13 protein-coding genes are annotated in these 16,642 nt (G+C 43.2%); 5 read left to right on the top strand and 8 right to left on the bottom strand.

Features of this window, described 5'->3' with window-relative positions:
- Positions 1–76 precede the first annotated feature (76 nt).
- Positions 77–2,935, bottom strand: coding sequence for a glycosyl hydrolase (locus BLP33_RS04110; protein ID WP_090526197.1), 2,859 nt, complete (start codon positions 2,933–2,935; stop codon positions 77–79).
- Positions 2,936–2,948: 13 nt separating this feature from the next.
- The gene (locus BLP33_RS04105; protein WP_090525136.1) at positions 2,949–4,208 is read right to left on the bottom strand and encodes an oligogalacturonate lyase family protein; all 1,260 of its coding nucleotides are present in this window, start codon (positions 4,206–4,208) and stop codon (positions 2,949–2,951) included.
- Positions 4,209–4,461: 253 nt separating this feature from the next.
- Here BLP33_RS04105 and BLP33_RS04100 point away from each other — a divergent pair, with 253 nt between their 5' ends.
- Positions 4,462–5,493, top strand: coding sequence for a GntR family transcriptional regulator (locus BLP33_RS04100; RefSeq protein WP_090526196.1), 1,032 nt, complete (start codon positions 4,462–4,464; stop codon positions 5,491–5,493).
- Here the strand turns inward: BLP33_RS04100 and BLP33_RS04095 are convergent.
- The 6 genes from BLP33_RS04095 to BLP33_RS04070 form a co-directional block, all read right to left on the bottom strand.
- On the bottom strand, positions 5,488–6,495 hold the full coding sequence (locus BLP33_RS04095) for a GntR family transcriptional regulator (RefSeq protein ID WP_090525133.1): 1,008 nt from the start codon (positions 6,493–6,495) through the stop codon (positions 5,488–5,490). The genes BLP33_RS04100 and BLP33_RS04095 overlap by 6 nt on opposite strands.
- 224 nt (positions 6,496–6,719) lie before the next feature.
- Positions 6,720–8,723, bottom strand: a complete 2,004-nt coding sequence (locus BLP33_RS04090) for an FAD-dependent oxidoreductase (protein WP_090525131.1) — start codon at positions 8,721–8,723, stop codon at positions 6,720–6,722.
- 443 nt (positions 8,724–9,166) lie between these two features.
- On the bottom strand, positions 9,167–11,146 hold the full coding sequence (locus BLP33_RS04085) for a glycoside hydrolase family 127 protein (RefSeq protein WP_090525129.1): 1,980 nt from the start codon (positions 11,144–11,146) through the stop codon (positions 9,167–9,169).
- Between the two features lie 484 nt (positions 11,147–11,630).
- On the bottom strand, positions 11,631–12,359 hold the full coding sequence (locus BLP33_RS04080) for a DUF72 domain-containing protein (RefSeq protein WP_090525126.1): 729 nt from the start codon (positions 12,357–12,359) through the stop codon (positions 11,631–11,633).
- Positions 12,356–12,583 (bottom strand): hypothetical protein, encoded by a 228-nt coding sequence (locus tag BLP33_RS04075; protein ID WP_090525124.1) that lies wholly within the window; start codon positions 12,581–12,583, stop codon positions 12,356–12,358. The genes BLP33_RS04080 and BLP33_RS04075 overlap by 4 nt, the downstream gene beginning before the upstream one ends.
- Entirely contained in the window at positions 12,580–12,963 is a 384-nt protein-coding gene (locus tag BLP33_RS04070) for a TraR/DksA family transcriptional regulator (protein WP_090526195.1), read from the bottom strand. Before BLP33_RS04070 ends, BLP33_RS04075 begins: the two co-directional genes overlap by 4 nt.
- A 238-nt stretch (positions 12,964–13,201) precedes the next feature.
- Here BLP33_RS04070 and BLP33_RS04065 point away from each other — a divergent pair, with 238 nt between their 5' ends.
- From BLP33_RS04065 to BLP33_RS04050, 4 genes are read left to right on the top strand one after another with little or no spacing between them, the layout of a single operon-like run.
- Positions 13,202–14,725 (top strand): FAD-dependent oxidoreductase, encoded by a 1,524-nt coding sequence (locus BLP33_RS04065; protein ID WP_254780053.1) that lies wholly within the window; start codon positions 13,202–13,204, stop codon positions 14,723–14,725.
- On the top strand, positions 14,712–15,179 hold the full coding sequence (locus BLP33_RS04060) for a hypothetical protein (protein ID WP_090525120.1): 468 nt from the start codon (positions 14,712–14,714) through the stop codon (positions 15,177–15,179). Before BLP33_RS04065 ends, BLP33_RS04060 begins: the two co-directional genes overlap by 14 nt.
- Positions 15,163–15,534, top strand: coding sequence for a SpoIIAA family protein (locus tag BLP33_RS04055; protein WP_090525118.1), 372 nt, complete (start codon positions 15,163–15,165; stop codon positions 15,532–15,534). Before BLP33_RS04060 ends, BLP33_RS04055 begins: the two co-directional genes overlap by 17 nt.
- On the top strand, positions 15,531–16,583 hold the full coding sequence (locus BLP33_RS04050; protein WP_090525116.1) for a glycoside hydrolase family 130 protein: 1,053 nt from the start codon (positions 15,531–15,533) through the stop codon (positions 16,581–16,583). The genes BLP33_RS04055 and BLP33_RS04050 overlap by 4 nt, the downstream gene beginning before the upstream one ends.
- Positions 16,584–16,642: the final 59 nt, after the last annotated feature.

Here is a 16,642-nt window from a genome sequence, read left to right as displayed (position 1 = left end):
ATCCTGCTCCGATACATCAAAAACACAAAAAAAGATAGCCAACATGACCACCTTTTTGAAATTAATCCTTAAATAATTACTTAACAAACAACGGCTTAACCGGCTCAAGTGTTACCGGACCAATCAAACCTGAAGGCTTCGGTTCCCAGTTTATAGCCGTAAAAAGTCCGTCCCGTCCTTTAGAACCCGGACTGTGTGATTGAAAATTGGTATTATAAAATATACGGTATGATATATGCTTTTTATCCATATCAATGATCCGGTTAACCATGAGGTTAGCTACCCTTACTTCCAACTGATTGACCGTCCTTAACTGTGCTGAAGGCATAGTAACTACATATTGCGGACCGATGAGCGTGGCCAGCTTTTTTCCGTTTAAATAAACCTCTGCACTTTCATTAACTTTCCCCAAATTAAGCTTCCAAACAGCAGCATTTTGCACCGGCTTTTTAAAGGAGATAGCATAACTGCCCGTTCCGGAAAAAGCCTTGAGATCATCACCGCCTAAATCAGTCCATGATTTGAGCGCTGCGGTTTTTATTGGCTGAGGTAATGTTGGGCCACCTTCGGTAAAGCTCAGTGTCCACGTACCGTTAACAGGCACTTTATTACCTACAACCTGATAATAAGGATACGCTGCTATTTGAGTTTTTACAGGCAGGGTTTGTAAAATACAGCTTTGTCCGGGCGATAATTGCAGGTATACGCTGGTTTTACCATCGGCCTGCTTGCGGCTTTTAGCCAATCCGTAACTTTTTGTCATCGGATCAAATACTACTACTGATGCAGCATTAACAGATAGATCAACCCAACCATTAACCTGGTTACCGCCGCTATTTGTTATAAAGTAGCTGTTCCCATTTTCATAAGTACGGCGTACAAATTGCAGCCCCTTATCGGTCATTTGTTCCCTGTTTATTCCCGCCGCGTCCAGCAACGGAGCAATATCATCTGCTATTAAAAAACTGCCTTTGCCAACTTTGGCAATTTTAACACCATTATTTTCAGCAGTAAAATTAAGCCCGGCAAGCACTGTTTTAAATGCTTTTTCGCGTTCCTGCAACCCGGAATATCCCGGAACACCCGATGGAAGATTTTTATACACCACAATTGTTGCCCCGGCCTTTGCCAAATCCACCATTTTATTAAAGGTTTCGAACGGGATATATTTATTATCAGGCAAAAGGATAGTCTTATAATTAAGACCGCCGGTAAGCAAATGACCATCGGAGGTTTGTAAATCCATTATTTGCTTATCTGATATAAAATCAAACGTGTAGCCTTGTTTAAGCATTTCTTCGGCAGAGGATTCAAAGCCTGTCCCCTTAAAATCGGGTTTCATGGCATCATAATGCTTAAGCAGGCCCCTATCCCCCGGCTCGGAAAAGCTATCAAATAACGGGTAATAAACCAATATATCATTATTGGGCTTTCCTTGCTGCAAAAACGACTGACAATTAGTTATGTATTTATTTAATGTTGAAAAATCATTCCAGAACGGATTGGTTTGATTAAAATGTACCGCGGCATAAAATAACCACCCCGGCCATTGGGCATTTTGAGGCGAATAACTGATTCCGTGATAGAAAATATGGTTTACGCCTCCTACAAAATATTTATCAATAGCCTGTTTAACATCTCCTAACGACGATAGAAAATGATCATTAAGCCATGTCGCCGACTCAGACGATGCAAGGGGCTTCCCCATTACATGTGCTGCCGATGTGGCAAATTTAAACCGCAGCACATCATCGCCCTCTGTTTCGGGAATATCAATAGCAGCATACAGATCCAGTATATTTGATGGGGAACCGTGTGATTGATTGCGGATTAAAGCGCCCCTGGTTTTAGCCCAGCCATGCCATGGTTTGGTAAAATCATCAAGCAACAGGTCGGATATAGTTGCCCGGTAGTCACACAGGATACGGCTATTGTTTTCTTTGCTATCATTACCAAACAGAGCAGGCAAGTGATCGCGCAGATCGTACCCGCGGCGTTTAATAAATTCGTCAAAAAACTGCGGGGTAAAGTTCGATTGCCCGCGAGCATCATCCACTTCGTACGAGTCATTAAAATATGCCCTGATCCCGCTTAAATCCTGCCCTTTAAATGCCTGATCAAACCGGGCAAGGTAATGATCAAGTGCCGGTTTGGAAAAATGATCGATGACATAACCTTCGCCGCCTGGAGCAGCACGCTCAACCATTTTACCATGCCAACCCTGGAAAAGTGCATAAAGTTTCCATTCGCCTACGGGAGCCGTCCAGTTAAGGTTACCGGCTGCATCAACTTTATCGGTAAGGTTCAGCACCTGCCCCTTACCATTGTAAGCCATTAAAACAGTTAAAGGGATCCGTTTTTCAAACCGGACCTGGTCAAGGGCCATCAACTGTAAATTTTTATTGCTGCTGATGGGTTCAACAAGGTCGGTGATCTTTGGCGCTTGCCCGTCCGCCCTCACGAGGGGCTGCTGTACAAATACCACAGGTTCGCCCAGCTTTTCACCACCTTTGACATCGTAATTTCTCCAGAACAGTTCTTTACTGGCATCTTCATTGGTAACCCAGGGGCCACCAAAAGGCCAGCCGGTAGCATTAGCCAAATCAATGCCCATATTCAGCCGTTTTGCCTCCGCCAGCGTGTACTTTAACATATCTACCCATTGCGGCGACAGGTACTGTATAAACTCATTTTCGTGCCCTTTTACGCCATAGATCGGTGTAATTTCCAGGCCACCCAAACCGGCTTTATGGTAGCTTTCCATGTTCCAGGTAAGGTCTTTTTTGTTTACAGCGCTGCCTTCCCACCACCAGCGGGCCCAGGGCCTGGTTTGTTTGGTAGTTGCAGGCCAGCCGATTTGCGCAGATACTGTTTGCGAACCTATTGCCAGTGCGAATGCAACAGCTATTTTAAATTTTTTTTTGATCAATGACATCCTGTTTGGGGTATTAGTGTTTGGCAATTTCTGCAGCGTAAACGCCCTCATGACCTTCAAAATTGGCCCTGAAGATAACCCATTTTTCATCGGGCGAAAAATGCACATTAGGCTCCAGGTGGTAGTTATGATGTTTCATATTTACCAGTTTTTCTGATTTAAAATGATCGCCGTTGGGTTTAAATAAATAGATCCACATGCCATCAGGTGCTTTGGCTACCTGCCCGGAATTACCTCCGTCGCCGGCAAAGGTTTGCTCATCTTTAGTTACATTAAAATGGATAGACCATTCGTTCCTGTCCATTTGATAAACACGGTCTTCTTTTCCTGTTTTCATGTTGATACCTGCCAGAAAAAAAGTTTGCCCCTTAGGTTTCTGCAAATCAAACCACTCAGTATTACCCAACGGTGAAAAAAACTCGTGACCGGCTATTTCATTGACCATGGTGCGCTTGTGCAACAGCTTGTTTTCGCCGGTTTTTATATTGATATTCCAGATCCGGTCCACCTTTTCCCAGGGGCCTTCATGGCAATATGAAAGGTTATCAGGATCTGTAGGCGAAAAAAGCAGGTGATTTGTCCATTCGTTTTCCTGGTGTATTTGTTTCAATGTTTTATGTTTAACATCAAGCACGTATAAGGTATGTTGGATATGGGCATCATAGATCCGGTTAAAGAAATCATGCTTTTCGGGATATTTTGCAAGTATTTCACGCTCCTGCTCACCGGTAGATTTAACACAGGCCATATAAGTTCCGTCGGCATTTACAGTACATACCCTTCCTTTAAAGTCGGGAGAACAGGCGTAAATGAACCTTGTTTTATGGGTGTTAACATTTACGGCGAATATACTGTCGGCACTTTGGTAAAACGCTTCACGGGTTTTGGCGCAAACCATCTCGCCGGATACTTTCGACCTGTTTGTTAACTGCTCTATTTTCTGAGTTTTTAAATTAACCGTAAATAGCTGCTCTCCCTTGTCCGTTTTACCATAAAATACCATTAGGTCGCCTTCATTCTTTATTTGAGGAACAAAAGGTGTATTGTTGAAGTAAAAACTGCCATTGTCATTTTCGCGGTTCACCAGGCGGATTACTTTATGACCTGTTTCGCTATCAATCCATTGTTCGGGCATATGCCTGGTGCCACCTGTTTCCATTACTGCCTGGGCCTCTGCAACCTGTGAAAGGACAAGCAATAGCTGTACGGGTACAATGAGCCGCAACGAAACGCAAACAGAACACAGCAAGATCTTGTAGGGCAGCTTGATCATTATGTTATAATTTTATCCGGTTACCGGCCGGTTTATATGGGCCGAGGTTTATAATATATAAAGTTAGAGCATGTTTATACCAACAGCGTCCTGCACCATCCTGATTGAAGGCTCTGTTATTGTAACAAATTCATCACTTTATTTATTTTGGCTGCTTATTAAGCTTCCCCGGCTTACACACGCAAAAGGTGGGAGTCTTATCAAACCTAATTTGATTAACTTTAAGTTTTTGCCAGTAGCCAGTTCAATAGTTATGAAGTCTTCACGATTTTTAGAATACATTTATATTGATTATTATTCGTCTACCCCCAAATACATCCAGTTAGCTAACTCGATCATCAAAAGTGTACGTGAAGGAAAATTAATCATTAACGAAACGCTGCCATCCATTAATGAGTTAAACTGCAATTTTGAAATATCACGTGATACTGCTGAAAAAGCTTACAAACACCTGAAATCAATCGGTTTGCTTGGCTCGGTACCTGGCAAGGGGTATTACATCAAAAACACTGAAGCCGGGCAACAGTTTAAGGTTTTTTTAATATTTAACAAGCTAAGCACTCATAAAAAGCTGGTTTATGATGCCATAGTTGATGGTCTTGGGCATGAAGCAGCTATCGACTTTTATATATACAATAACGACTTCGAATTTTTTAAAAAACTGCTTCAAAATAATAGCAACGATTACACTCATTATGTGATCCTGCCGCACTTTATGCACGGCGGCGAAAACGTTCACGATATTATTAATACCCTACCCAAAGAGAAACTGATCATACTTGATAAATTAGTGCCAGGGATAAAAGGCGATTTTGCTGCCGTGTACGAGAATTTTGAAAAAGACATTTACCAGGCCCTGGAGGAAGCCCTGCCGCAATTAAAGAAGTATCACACCCTAAAGATCATATTTCCTGAATACACTTATTTTCCGGGCGAGATTTTGAAAGGCTTTTTCAGTTTTTGTATCCAATACGCGTTTACTTACAAGGTAGTTCATGATATACAAGGCGAACCGATACATGAAGGAGATGTATTCATTAACCTTATGGAAAATGACCTTGTGGTTTTGATTGAAAGAATCCTGGCTACGGAATTAAAGATAGGTAAAGATGTTGGCGTGATATCATACAATGAAACCCCGCTAAAAAAAATCATCCTCAATGGCTTAACCACCATATCCACAGATTTTGAGGAAATGGGAAAAATGACCGCGGATATTATTAAAAATGGCTCTACGGGCCGTTATGAGGTGCCTTTTTACCTTACACTCAGGGCTTCGTTATAGCGATTTCCGGATAATTATTTTGAAGGCGTTTTTAATAACCGCGGCTTTGTTTTGCAACATTAGCTCAGCTGTTTTTCTGCCCATTTCTTCAAAATCACTGGTAATAACGGTAATATCCAATAATTCTTTAAACACGGTTTCATTAAAAGATATGATCCCTATATCCTTCCCTAATTCATATCCACTTGCTCTGGCACCTTTAATCAAATCGGCAAGGTCATTTTCGGTCAATACAATATAAAGTGTGCTTTTTTTGAGATCGTCTGTTTTAAAAGCGTCTATTACTTCAAACTTTTTGTTTTTCTCTTCACAGAACTGCATTATTCCATCCTTAATTTCGGGCGGATGGTGGCGATCTACGGGATATATGATAATTAATTTTTTGTATTTGGCAATCAGGTCGGTGACTACGTTTAATGCCCCGTAGATATCGTTGCGAAAATCCTGGAATACAGCCGACTGCCTGCCTAATTTGGGCAAATCTTTATCCAGCAATATCAACTGATCAACCGGAATCTTCTTTAAAATGGTTAAATATTCATGCTCGTTACTATAATCAAAAAAATGCGGCATTACCACATAATAATGGTAATTGCCCAAATTTGAATCTATACTTTCCTCAAGCAAAGCGGGATTATAATGATGAATATGAAGATCAACCCGGGCTTTATCACCCAGGGTGCGTACGATGGTATCATAAACCGTTTTCTTATAAGAGCTTAACTTATTAAACAACAAAAGTACCTTGATCCGCACATCGGGCTTACCGACTACAAAATAACCCTTTCCGGAAACCGAACGGATATAGCCATTGCTCTTAAGTATCGTGTAAGCTTTTTCAATGGTATCCCTTGCTACGCCGTGTTGCTTGCTGTATGTATTTATTGACAGCAGCTTTTCATTTTTCCGGTAAACACCTTTGTCAATATTCTTACTGATTGATCCGACAATTTGCTGCACGAGGGATTTCACCCCGTAATTAGCTCTTTGCTTTGTTTGCATTATGCTTGTTTAATTGGTTTACAACGGCGATTTAAACATAGTTTAATTTTATCAAAGCCGTGATAAGCAATGAAAATATAAAATATGTTATTAAATTAAAATATTGGGGTTATAGGCAGCATCGGTATTTTTTATCAGCTATTTTAAGGCTCCACCTCTAATAAAATAAATCTATGTTTAATATGGGCATTTAATAATTTAAGCGTCGCACAAAAACGATAAAACTACCTAACAGGTACAAAAAGCACTGCATCAGCCACAATTACGCCATCCGCGTTTTTATTGGAAATTTCAACATATGCCTTTTTTTCTCCTGAAAAGTTATATAGCCCCAGTGGAAGCCACTCACCTGAAGTTTGACCTTCTACCTGCAAATCAGACTGGTTGATTATCTTTTCTATGGCCTTCTCACCATCGTAAATAGTAATATAAGTTTTTGCTGCCGGATTCATAACCTTGGGGAAATAGGTATAAACATGGTAAGCACCTTTTTTTAATTTTTCCGGAATAAACCTTACCGATTTTGCAGTTTCTGCTTTTGTATCATCAGTGAGATAGGTTGGCCCATAGCCGCCTGATTTTTCAATTTTCCAACCGCCTGTTATGTGACTGTCCTCATTATCAACCAGTACTTCGGGCATACTACCGTCTGCAAGAGGGTCTGTCCTGAGCAAGCTTTGTACTTCTTTTACATTAACCTGCTGTACCGCAATTCTTTTATCAATAGCCTGGCATGCCGCCACAGCCGAAGATTGGCCTAATACCATGAATACCGGCTCCATCCTGATTGATCCGTAAGCTATATGACTTGCAGATAAGCATACCGGGACAAATAAATTAGCGGCTTCCTTTTGCTTTGGGACTATTGCCCTGTACGAAACAGCGTATGGCGCAAAACCATGTACCTGAACATCCCCCTCATTTTTCACCATCCTGTTCACTACCAGCCTTTCGCAATTATGCGAATCCATACCATATGCGGCCATTCCTACTCCATCTTCTACCTGTTCTTTTCCCTGACAATGATGCTGGGTCATAACCAGTTCACCAATCATTCGTCGGGCTTCCCTGATATAAAGCTGTGGTGTCCAGTTCCCATTATCCGTATATTCATCTTTGGGATACCCCCATTGTTTCATTTCGTCCCTGATATTTCCGGGTATGCGGGTGTCATTGCCGATAAAATAAAAGAAACCTTTGGTATAATCTTCATGCTCCTTCCATATTTTGGCCCTTGTATTATAATCAGCCTCCGGATATTCCCAGTTCATCCCGATCATATCCGTAGAGAAACCTCCGTTATTATTGATATCCGTTTTGCCATTGGGCATTTTACTTATAATAAAAACATCGGAAATTGATTTCCAGGGTTGCTTCTCTTTTAAACGCAGCAGTAACTCATACTTTTTAGGATCATAGTTGTCGGGTTTTGAAATTGGGATCCGGTTTTCGGGCACATTGGTTAACGTGATACGAAAATTGTATGCCTGCACTTTTTTATCGCCGGCACCATTTACTTGTAATACCTCATTACTTATGCCCCACAATAAACCGCTTTTTGCGTCGCCCGGCACTTTATAGGGATCAATATTATCCGGAAACTGGTGTTTATCCAGCAACTCTACTCCGTTTATAGTTTCCTCATACTGGCTGTTAGCTTCTCTTCCTACAGTATAAGAAATACCCGAGCGGGCCATCAGATCCCCTTCATAAGTACAATCAATAAATACCTTAGCGCGAATAGTCTTATTGGTAGCAGTCGAGGGTTTATAGCTGTCCTCTACTATAATTTCCTTTAGCTGATTTTCTTCCTTTTTCACTTTTATAAGCCTGTTCCGGAATAAAACAGGAAAGCCAGCCCTTTTTACATAATCGTTAAAAATGCCCTCCGCTACCTTTGGCTCAAATATCCATTGTTCAAATTTTCCGTAATGAGCTCCTATACGGCGGTAAAAATCCCGTGCTAAGCCCGTCACCACATATTTGTTCCCAATATCCGTATAGCCAAGACCTCCCGAACTCATGCCACCTAAATGCTTTCCCGGCTCTATCAACATCACCGTTTTCCCCATCTTTTTTGCCGTATATGCAGCGATAACCCCTGCGGAGGTTCCGCCATATACACAAACATCGGCGGTAATTAATTTGCTGCTTTGCGCATTAACCGAAGCCCCGGCCATAAAAAAGGTCGTTATGATTGCAAGGATGATCACTTTAATATTTTTCATGATTGCTTATTAAACATTTCAAATTTTCAGAAAAAGATATGCCGGCAAATCTTAAGGTTAGGCAGTTAAGACTTGTAAATTTTGATTATTTAATTTTAAGCCTAATATCTGACAATTTTAAAAAAATATATAAATGTTTTCAGATCACGCCGGGGAGCTTAAATGATGGCGTATAGGTTTCGGAAGTTTGCTGCGATGAGTTGCCAATTCCTTCGCGGGTTAACTCAGTTGGGCTGGTAGGATATATTAATACTTTTCGCGTATTTACTGATCACTCAATAGTTAGGGTCACAGGGGGCATTTGCTAAACAGGCGGGCACATGCCTGTAGTGGAAAAGCCTCAGCAATGCTTTGGCAAATAATAAAACAAGTACGGGAATACTAATGCAATTACCCTAAACCATCTTAATTTTTTGCGGGAGAGTTGCTGAGGCTTTAACTATTTATTTGGCAGCGGCATTTACTTCGGGAAACCAAACGGTCATTTCGCCTTTACCACGGTTTGCCCATGAATAATAAGGGATGGCCGTAAGTTCTACCTTTTTAGCAGCTTCGCCTTTTGTTTTACTCAGGATCTCTCCTTTTAAAACAGTTATGCCATTTAAGAGGTTTGGTTCGGCTACAGATTTAAAAGTTGCATTTGCAGGAATTGCTAAATTGCTCACTGTTCCGCCGTTATCTTTCCACTCGGCGCAGTACATAATCGGGCCGCGTTGCAGGGCTGTTTTACCTTTATCATCAACCAATGCTTTATTGGAAATAACCTTTTTAACTTCCATCGGCAGGTTTAATTGAATGTTATCACCTTTTGTCCATTGCCTGTTAATTACAGCGTAGCCATTTTCAACTTCATAAGCAACCGCTTTGCCGTTTAGTTTCAGGCTGATTTTTGCAGCCGATTTATTTTGGAAAGCATACAGATCAGACGGGATCGCCTGTGCCCTTGCCCAGCCCGGGATCCGGATGTGCATGGCAAAATTAGTTGCCGTCTCCGGTGTTACAGCAAACGACAGTGCACCATTCCACGGGTAATTATTGCTTTGAACAATGCTCACTTTTTTATTACCAATCTCCATATTTGCTGTACCAGCAATAAACAGGTTCACAAATACATTATTATCCTTTTGAGCATACATATAGCCTGATAACGACGGCAGGAAACGCGCCATATTGGTTGGGCAGCATGAGCACTCAAACCAGCCGGAACGCTCGGGCTCAAGCTCATGATGTGTAACCCCATTGGTTACCTGCATGGCATTGGTGTAAAAGAATGTCTTACCATCCAGCCCAACACCCGAAATTAACCCGTTATATAAAACCTTTTCCATCACATCAATATATTTCGACTCGCCGTGCAGCAGGAACATCCTCTGGTTCCAGAACACATCACCTATTGCCGCACAGGTTTCATTATAAGCGGTAGTATTTGGCAGCTCGTAATCGGCTCCGAAACGTTCACCGCCCGGCACTGCGCCGATTCCCCCCTGCACGTAGATCTTTTTGCCAACCATGTTGTTCCAGATCTTATCAATGGCGGCGATGTATTCCTTATCGCCGGTTAAAGCGGCAACATCGGCCATACCCGAGTACAGGTACATTGCCCTTACGGCATGACCTTCGGCATCTTCCTGTGCTATGACAGGTTCATTGTCCTGCCAGTACATCCCGTTTTTCCACTCATCGGTACTGGTTTTATCATAGGTGCGGTGCCCTCTTTCGTCAATAAAAAATTTAGCAAGATCGAGATATTCTTTTTTGCCGGTGATACGGTACAGGCGTACCAGGCCCATTTCAACAATCTCATGGCCGGGCGCTACATGCCTTTTACCCGGCCCGAAGGTTTTAACCAGCAGATCGGCATTTCTAAGCGCGATATCTAAAAAGTTGCGCTTGTTGGTAGCCAGGTAATGTGCGGCCGCGGCCTCAAACATGTGTCCGGAGTTATATAGCTCGTGGCTCAGCTCGTTCTCTTTTACCCAACGCTCCGGGCCCGACCATGCGTGCGGATGCAATGGGTCAATAGTACGGGCAGTGTAAAGATATCCGTCCGGCTCCTGCGCTTTCCCTACTATCGTGATCAATGAATCGACATAGGCATCCAGCTTTGCATCAGGATGAACGGCCATAGAATAAGATGCGCCCTCAATGGTTTTATAAATATCCGTATCATCAAAAGGAAACTTAGTACAAAACTTACCGCTGCGGGCAGCCGCCATTTCAAAATTTTTAACCCTGCCGGTATTCTCGCACCGGGCAAATGATGCCGGGATGGTGACCGTACGGTTAGTTTCGATACGCGAGGTCCAAAACTTATCGTTAAGCTTTACATTGGTAAATGATACCGGCTTAATGGGGTAATCCTTAGTTTGCGCGTAAGCAACGCCGCAATAAAATGACAATGCAATAAGTAATCTTTTTTTCATCCTGATGATTATTAGTTCAAAAGCAGTAACGGCCAACCCGCCATCCCGCGCTTTGTTTATTTCTATAAGTATCCTACGAGCTTTAGCCAATACCAGTTGTAGATTCCTTCACACGCGTCAATATCTCCAGGTTCAAAAAGCCCGGTCAATTGAACATCCGCATGATCATAAAAATTTTTCATTTAAGATAAAATCATCCTAACCGGCATTTCGTACGCACATAATTATAAGCGTACTAAATACATTTAATTAAGCGAGATAAAATTAACCAATCAGATTGTTGTTTACGTTTATCACATCCTAAGCAGCAATTTTGCCATGGTGTAACTATTTTAGGCTATAATGACGACAAGATACGAAATAATTTATATCGAAAAACAGAAATAAAAAAATTAATTGTATTTATAACACTAATAAACACACGCAGATACCGATCCAATAAAGCGTTCGTTACAGGGCAGATTTAAGCTACCAGGGGTATTGCTTAAACGAGAAGCTGTTTCAATAACTGGAGATTTTCCAGTGCCGCCCCGGCGGTATTGTTGAAGTACACGTAAACTGTTTTACCCTCCTGCTGCCATTCATTGATATACGATGCGTATTCAGAAAGGAAACTTTCACTGTAACTTCCTTTATAATTGCCTGATGGGCCATGAAAGCGCAGGTAAACCAGTTCATCGGCAGTGATTTCCATGGGCGTGGCCGATTTGGGCATATCCTGCAGTACCATTGCAGCCTGGTACCAGTTTAAAAGTTCAAAAACTTCATCCCTGTACCAGGACGGGTGACGAAATTCGACGGCCATGGGCCAGGTATAAGGTTTAAGGGCCTCCAGTAACTCTGTTAATTGAGGAAGTGCACCCGCCTGCAGGCTTGGCGGAAACTGAACAAGCAGACAGCCCCGCTCAGTTTCCGGCAAATGGATAGCCTGCATAAAACGGGTAACATCTTCCTCATTAAAAAACAAACTTTTTTGATGCGTGATCCCCTGCCACAGCTTGAAAGTGAAACGAAAACCTTCGGTTACTTCCGTTGCCCACCGGGCTATGGTTTTTGCTTGCGGGATTTTATAAAAAGAGCTGTTAACCTCGATGCTATTTTCCTGCAAAGCATAATAGCCCAGCCGCGACAAATGGCTGTATTCAGGCGGAAAATCCCGCCTGGGCCTGTCGATTTGTAAGCCACTGGTACCTCCAAAAAATAGTCCTTTCATAGGTCAAGTATGATATACCAATGATTGTCATCGTCAAGGGCATAGGCCAGGCCGTCACTCATTTCATAAACATCACGGCCATGTTTTTGACTAAAGTAGATTTTCTCATCACGGATAATAGTCCCGTTGTTTTCCACCCGCAGAAAAAAAAGCAGTGCGCCTATATTCGGTGCAACATCTTTAAGGTGCCTGGCCTCCCCTTCTTTTACAAATGCCGAACTCATGCCTGTTTAAGTTTGGCTTCCATGCTTTGGGTAGTGTGCGGCACAGCAAGCAGGCGTTCCCTTGGTATCAGTTTACCGGTAGAACGGCAAATGCCATAAGTTCTGTTTTCAATACGCATCAGCGCGGCTTCAAGCTGCTCGATAAATTTTTTCTGGCGGGCGGCCAGCTGGTTGATCTGCTCCTTTTCAAAAGTTGCCGAACCATCTTCAAGCGTCTTGCCCGCAATTGCGGCATCATCCCCGTTGGTATTTGAAGCACTGAGGGTACCCACCAGTTCCTGCAGTTCTTCGCGTGCCATGCCGATCTTTTCTTTGATCAACGTTCTGAATTCATTTAATTCGGTATCAGTGTACCGTGTTTTAGTAGTTTCTTGTTGCATGATTGGCTTAACAAACATTTGCATAAATGGTTGGCATAAATGTGATAAGGCAAACAAACCTGTTCAAATCGCTCGTCCCCAACCCTTTGGATTAACCCCTAACACCATATCCCCGCGAAAAAGTTGATTGTATCAGCTGTGTCCGCAAATTTAATTAAATAATTAAAAATATTCTTCAAAAGAAACTATTACGCATTTGCGCTGTATTTAATGGTACAAAATCTATGCAATGACATTTATGAACCTCAAACGAGATGGTACCAGGAATAGCCCCTGGCAGTATCTCAGCAGTCCGGCAGCCAGGGTTAAGCCCGAAGATAAAATATACGATTGCCTCATTGTTGGCGCAGGAATTACCGGTATGACGGCGGCGCTGCTATTACAAAAAGCAGGCAAGGCTACCATTATTACAGAAGCGCATAATACCGGTTTTGGCACAACCGGCGGCACCAGCGCGCATATCAATACTTTTGCTGATACTACTTACAGCGAAGCTGAAAGCGCTTTTGGCGAGGAAGGCGCACAGGGTTTTGCAGACGCGATCAATGAGGGGTTCGAACTGATTAAGACCAATGTCGATATCTATGGCATCAAGTGCGATTATGAACCGAAAACCGGTTACCTGTATGCCGAAAATGAAGATGAAGTGAAAATGCTGGATGACATATACCAGGGTGCTACCAAAGTTGGCGTTCCTATAAAATATACTGACGAAGTACCGACACCTATTCCTTTTCAAAAAGCTTTGGCTTTCGATGGCCAGGCACAATTTCATCCCATAAAATATTTAAAAGGATTACTAAAAGCTTATTTGGAAGCCGGCGGCACCTTATTAGAAAATACGCTTGTTGAAAAAATAGTCACTGAAGATGAAATACATAATGTGCAGGCCGGTGAAAATAAGATCCGTGCAAAAAATGTAATCTATGCCACCCACATGCCGCCGAATATCAATGTGCTCAATTTCGAGTGCGCGCCTTACCGCAGTTACGTATTGGCCGTTAAACTCCATAGCGGAAAATATCCTGACGGACTAATTTATGACTGCCAGGAACCATATCATTATGTGCGGACACATGTAATAGACGGACAGGAATTATTGTTGATTGGCGGGTTGGATCATAAGACAGGGCACGAAGAGCCGGAGAAAGCTTTTGGCGACCTTGAAAAATATGCACGTAAGTATTATAATGTATCATCGGTGAAATACCGGTGGTCAAGCCAGTATTATGTGCCCGTAGATGGCTTTCCTTATATCGGCCGCATGCCTTTAGCGGCCAATGGTATTTACTGCGCAACCGGTTATAATGGCAACGGCATGATGCTTGGAAGTGTTGCCGCCCAAATCCTTGCCGACCTGGTAAGCGGCAAAGGCAGCAAATATGAAAAACTGTTTAATCCGGGCAGAATAAAACCGATAGACGGGTTTAGCGAATTTGTAAAAGAAAACGCCGATGTAGCCTACCACTTTGTGGCTGATCGCCTGAATATTAAAAGTACCGATTCGCTGAACAGGTTAAAGCCTGGCACCGGCAAAGTGGTTGAAGTAGACGGAAACAAAATCGCCGCTTACCGCGATGACGACGGCACCATACATGCCTTAAGTCCCGTTTGCACTCACGCCGCCTGCATTGTTAGCTGGAACAGCGAAGAAAAGAGTTGGGACTGCCCTTGCCATGGCGCGCGCTACGATATTGATGGCAATGTATTAACCGGACCCGCAACCAAAGGCCTTACCAGGATAAGCGATGATGAAAACTAAAGAAATTTTAATTTCGGGAGTCACCGGCACTACCTTCATGACGCTGTTCAGCTATCTTGTCTCGCTGGCCGATGGCGAAAACTTTAGCGAACCGGAGCGACTGGGGCAGCTAACCGGCCGTCTGATCCCTAAATTAGATAAACAGCAAAGCCAGGCGTTAGGCTGGCTGGGGCATTACGGCGTAGGCCTGCTGTTTACGCTCGTTTATGTAGAACTATGGCACCGCGGTAAATTAAAACCTGACCTTAAAACAAATCTTTGGTTGGGTGGCCTAAGCGGGCTGTTAGCTGTAGCTGTTTGGAAAACGACCTTTAAAATGCACCCGTTGCCCCCATCCCTCAACTTTAAAAAATACTATCTGCAACTGATACCAGCACATATTGTGTTCGCAGTTTTTGCCGGCATTGGTTATCACATCTCACAAAAAACAACAAGCTATGCTACAAATAATTAATAATCTCCCGCAGCACGTGGTAGGGATTTATGCCAGCGGCGAAGTAACCCGCAACGATATGGAGACCATACTGATACCCAAGATACAGGAGCTGAAAAACCGCCAGGGTGAAATTAACTATTTGCTGGTATTGGGAACAGGCGTGGAGAATTTCACGCTGGCGGCCTGGTGGGACGACCTCAAACTTGGGCTAACGAACTTTACAAACTGGCACCGCATTGCGGTAGTAACCTACCAGAAAGGTGTGGAATGGTTTACGGACCTCTTCCGGTTTATGATACCGGGCAAGTCGCGCGGTTTTTCACCCGATCAGTTGGAAGAGGCCAAAGCCTGGGTTAGCGGGGAAGAGATATGAAAGACCTGGCACAACGCTTTCCCGAAAACCCTTTGCTGTTGCCAAAAGATCTTGCTCCCAGCCGCGAGGGTTTACAAATTATCAGCCTGCTTAATCCCGGCGTTTTTAGCTACGGCGGTAAAACCTGGCTTATTGTAAGGGTAGCCGAAGGTGTTATGCAGGAGGAAGGAGTTTTATTTTTCCCTGCTCTGGATGCCACGGGCAATACCGAAATCATTAAAGTGCCGCTTAACGACCCCGACCTTATCGCTACCGATGCCCGCGTCATTAGTTACAAGGGGCTGGATTATCTCACCACAGTTTCACATTTGCGTTTACTGGCCAGTGACGACGGGATCCGTTTTACTGAGCAGGAAGGTTATCCACCCTTATTCGGAAAGGGATACCTGGAACGTTTTGGTATAGAGGATTGCCGGGTTACGCAGATAAATGACACTTATTACCTCACCTATACCGCCGTATCAGACAGCGGCGTAGGCGTGGGCCTGCTAACAACCACCAATTGGCGGCATTTTGAAAGCGGCGGAATGATCCTGCCGCCACATAATAAGGATTGTGCAATTTTTGAAGAAAAGATCGGCGGAAAATATTACTGTTTACACCGGCCAAGCAGCAAAGAGATTGGGGGCAATTATATCTGGCTGGCAGAGTCATCAGACAGCCGGCAATGGGGCAATCATCAATGCCTGATAAAAACCCGGCCCGGAATGTGGGACAGCGGTCGCGTTGGCGCGGGCGCGGCACCTATCCGCACGGAACATGGCTGGCTGGAGATATATCATGGTGCAAATGCTGAACATCGTTATTGTCTTGGAGCTTTTTTAATGGATATTAACAATCCATCAAAGGTTATCGCCCGAAGTGGTAACCCGATTATGGTGCCAACCGAGGCTTATGAGCTTAGCGGGTTTTTCGGTTATGTAGTTTTCACTAACGGCCATATTGTCGATAGCGACCGTTTAACCATCTATTATGGAGCAGCCGATGAGTTTGTTTGCGGCGCACATTTCTCTATCGGTGCCATTCTCCAAACTTTAATTTATAATTAAAATAATAAATTACAACAAAACAAAACCGTATTTCCGGAGGTTTTTATAGAGTCTGTAAT

Origin of the sequence: Mucilaginibacter sp. NFR10 (assembly GCF_900100445.1) — a bacterium.
GTDB lineage: Bacteria > Bacteroidota > Bacteroidia > Sphingobacteriales > Sphingobacteriaceae > Mucilaginibacter > Mucilaginibacter rubeus.
This window is presented reverse-complemented; position numbering and strand designations above follow the sequence as displayed.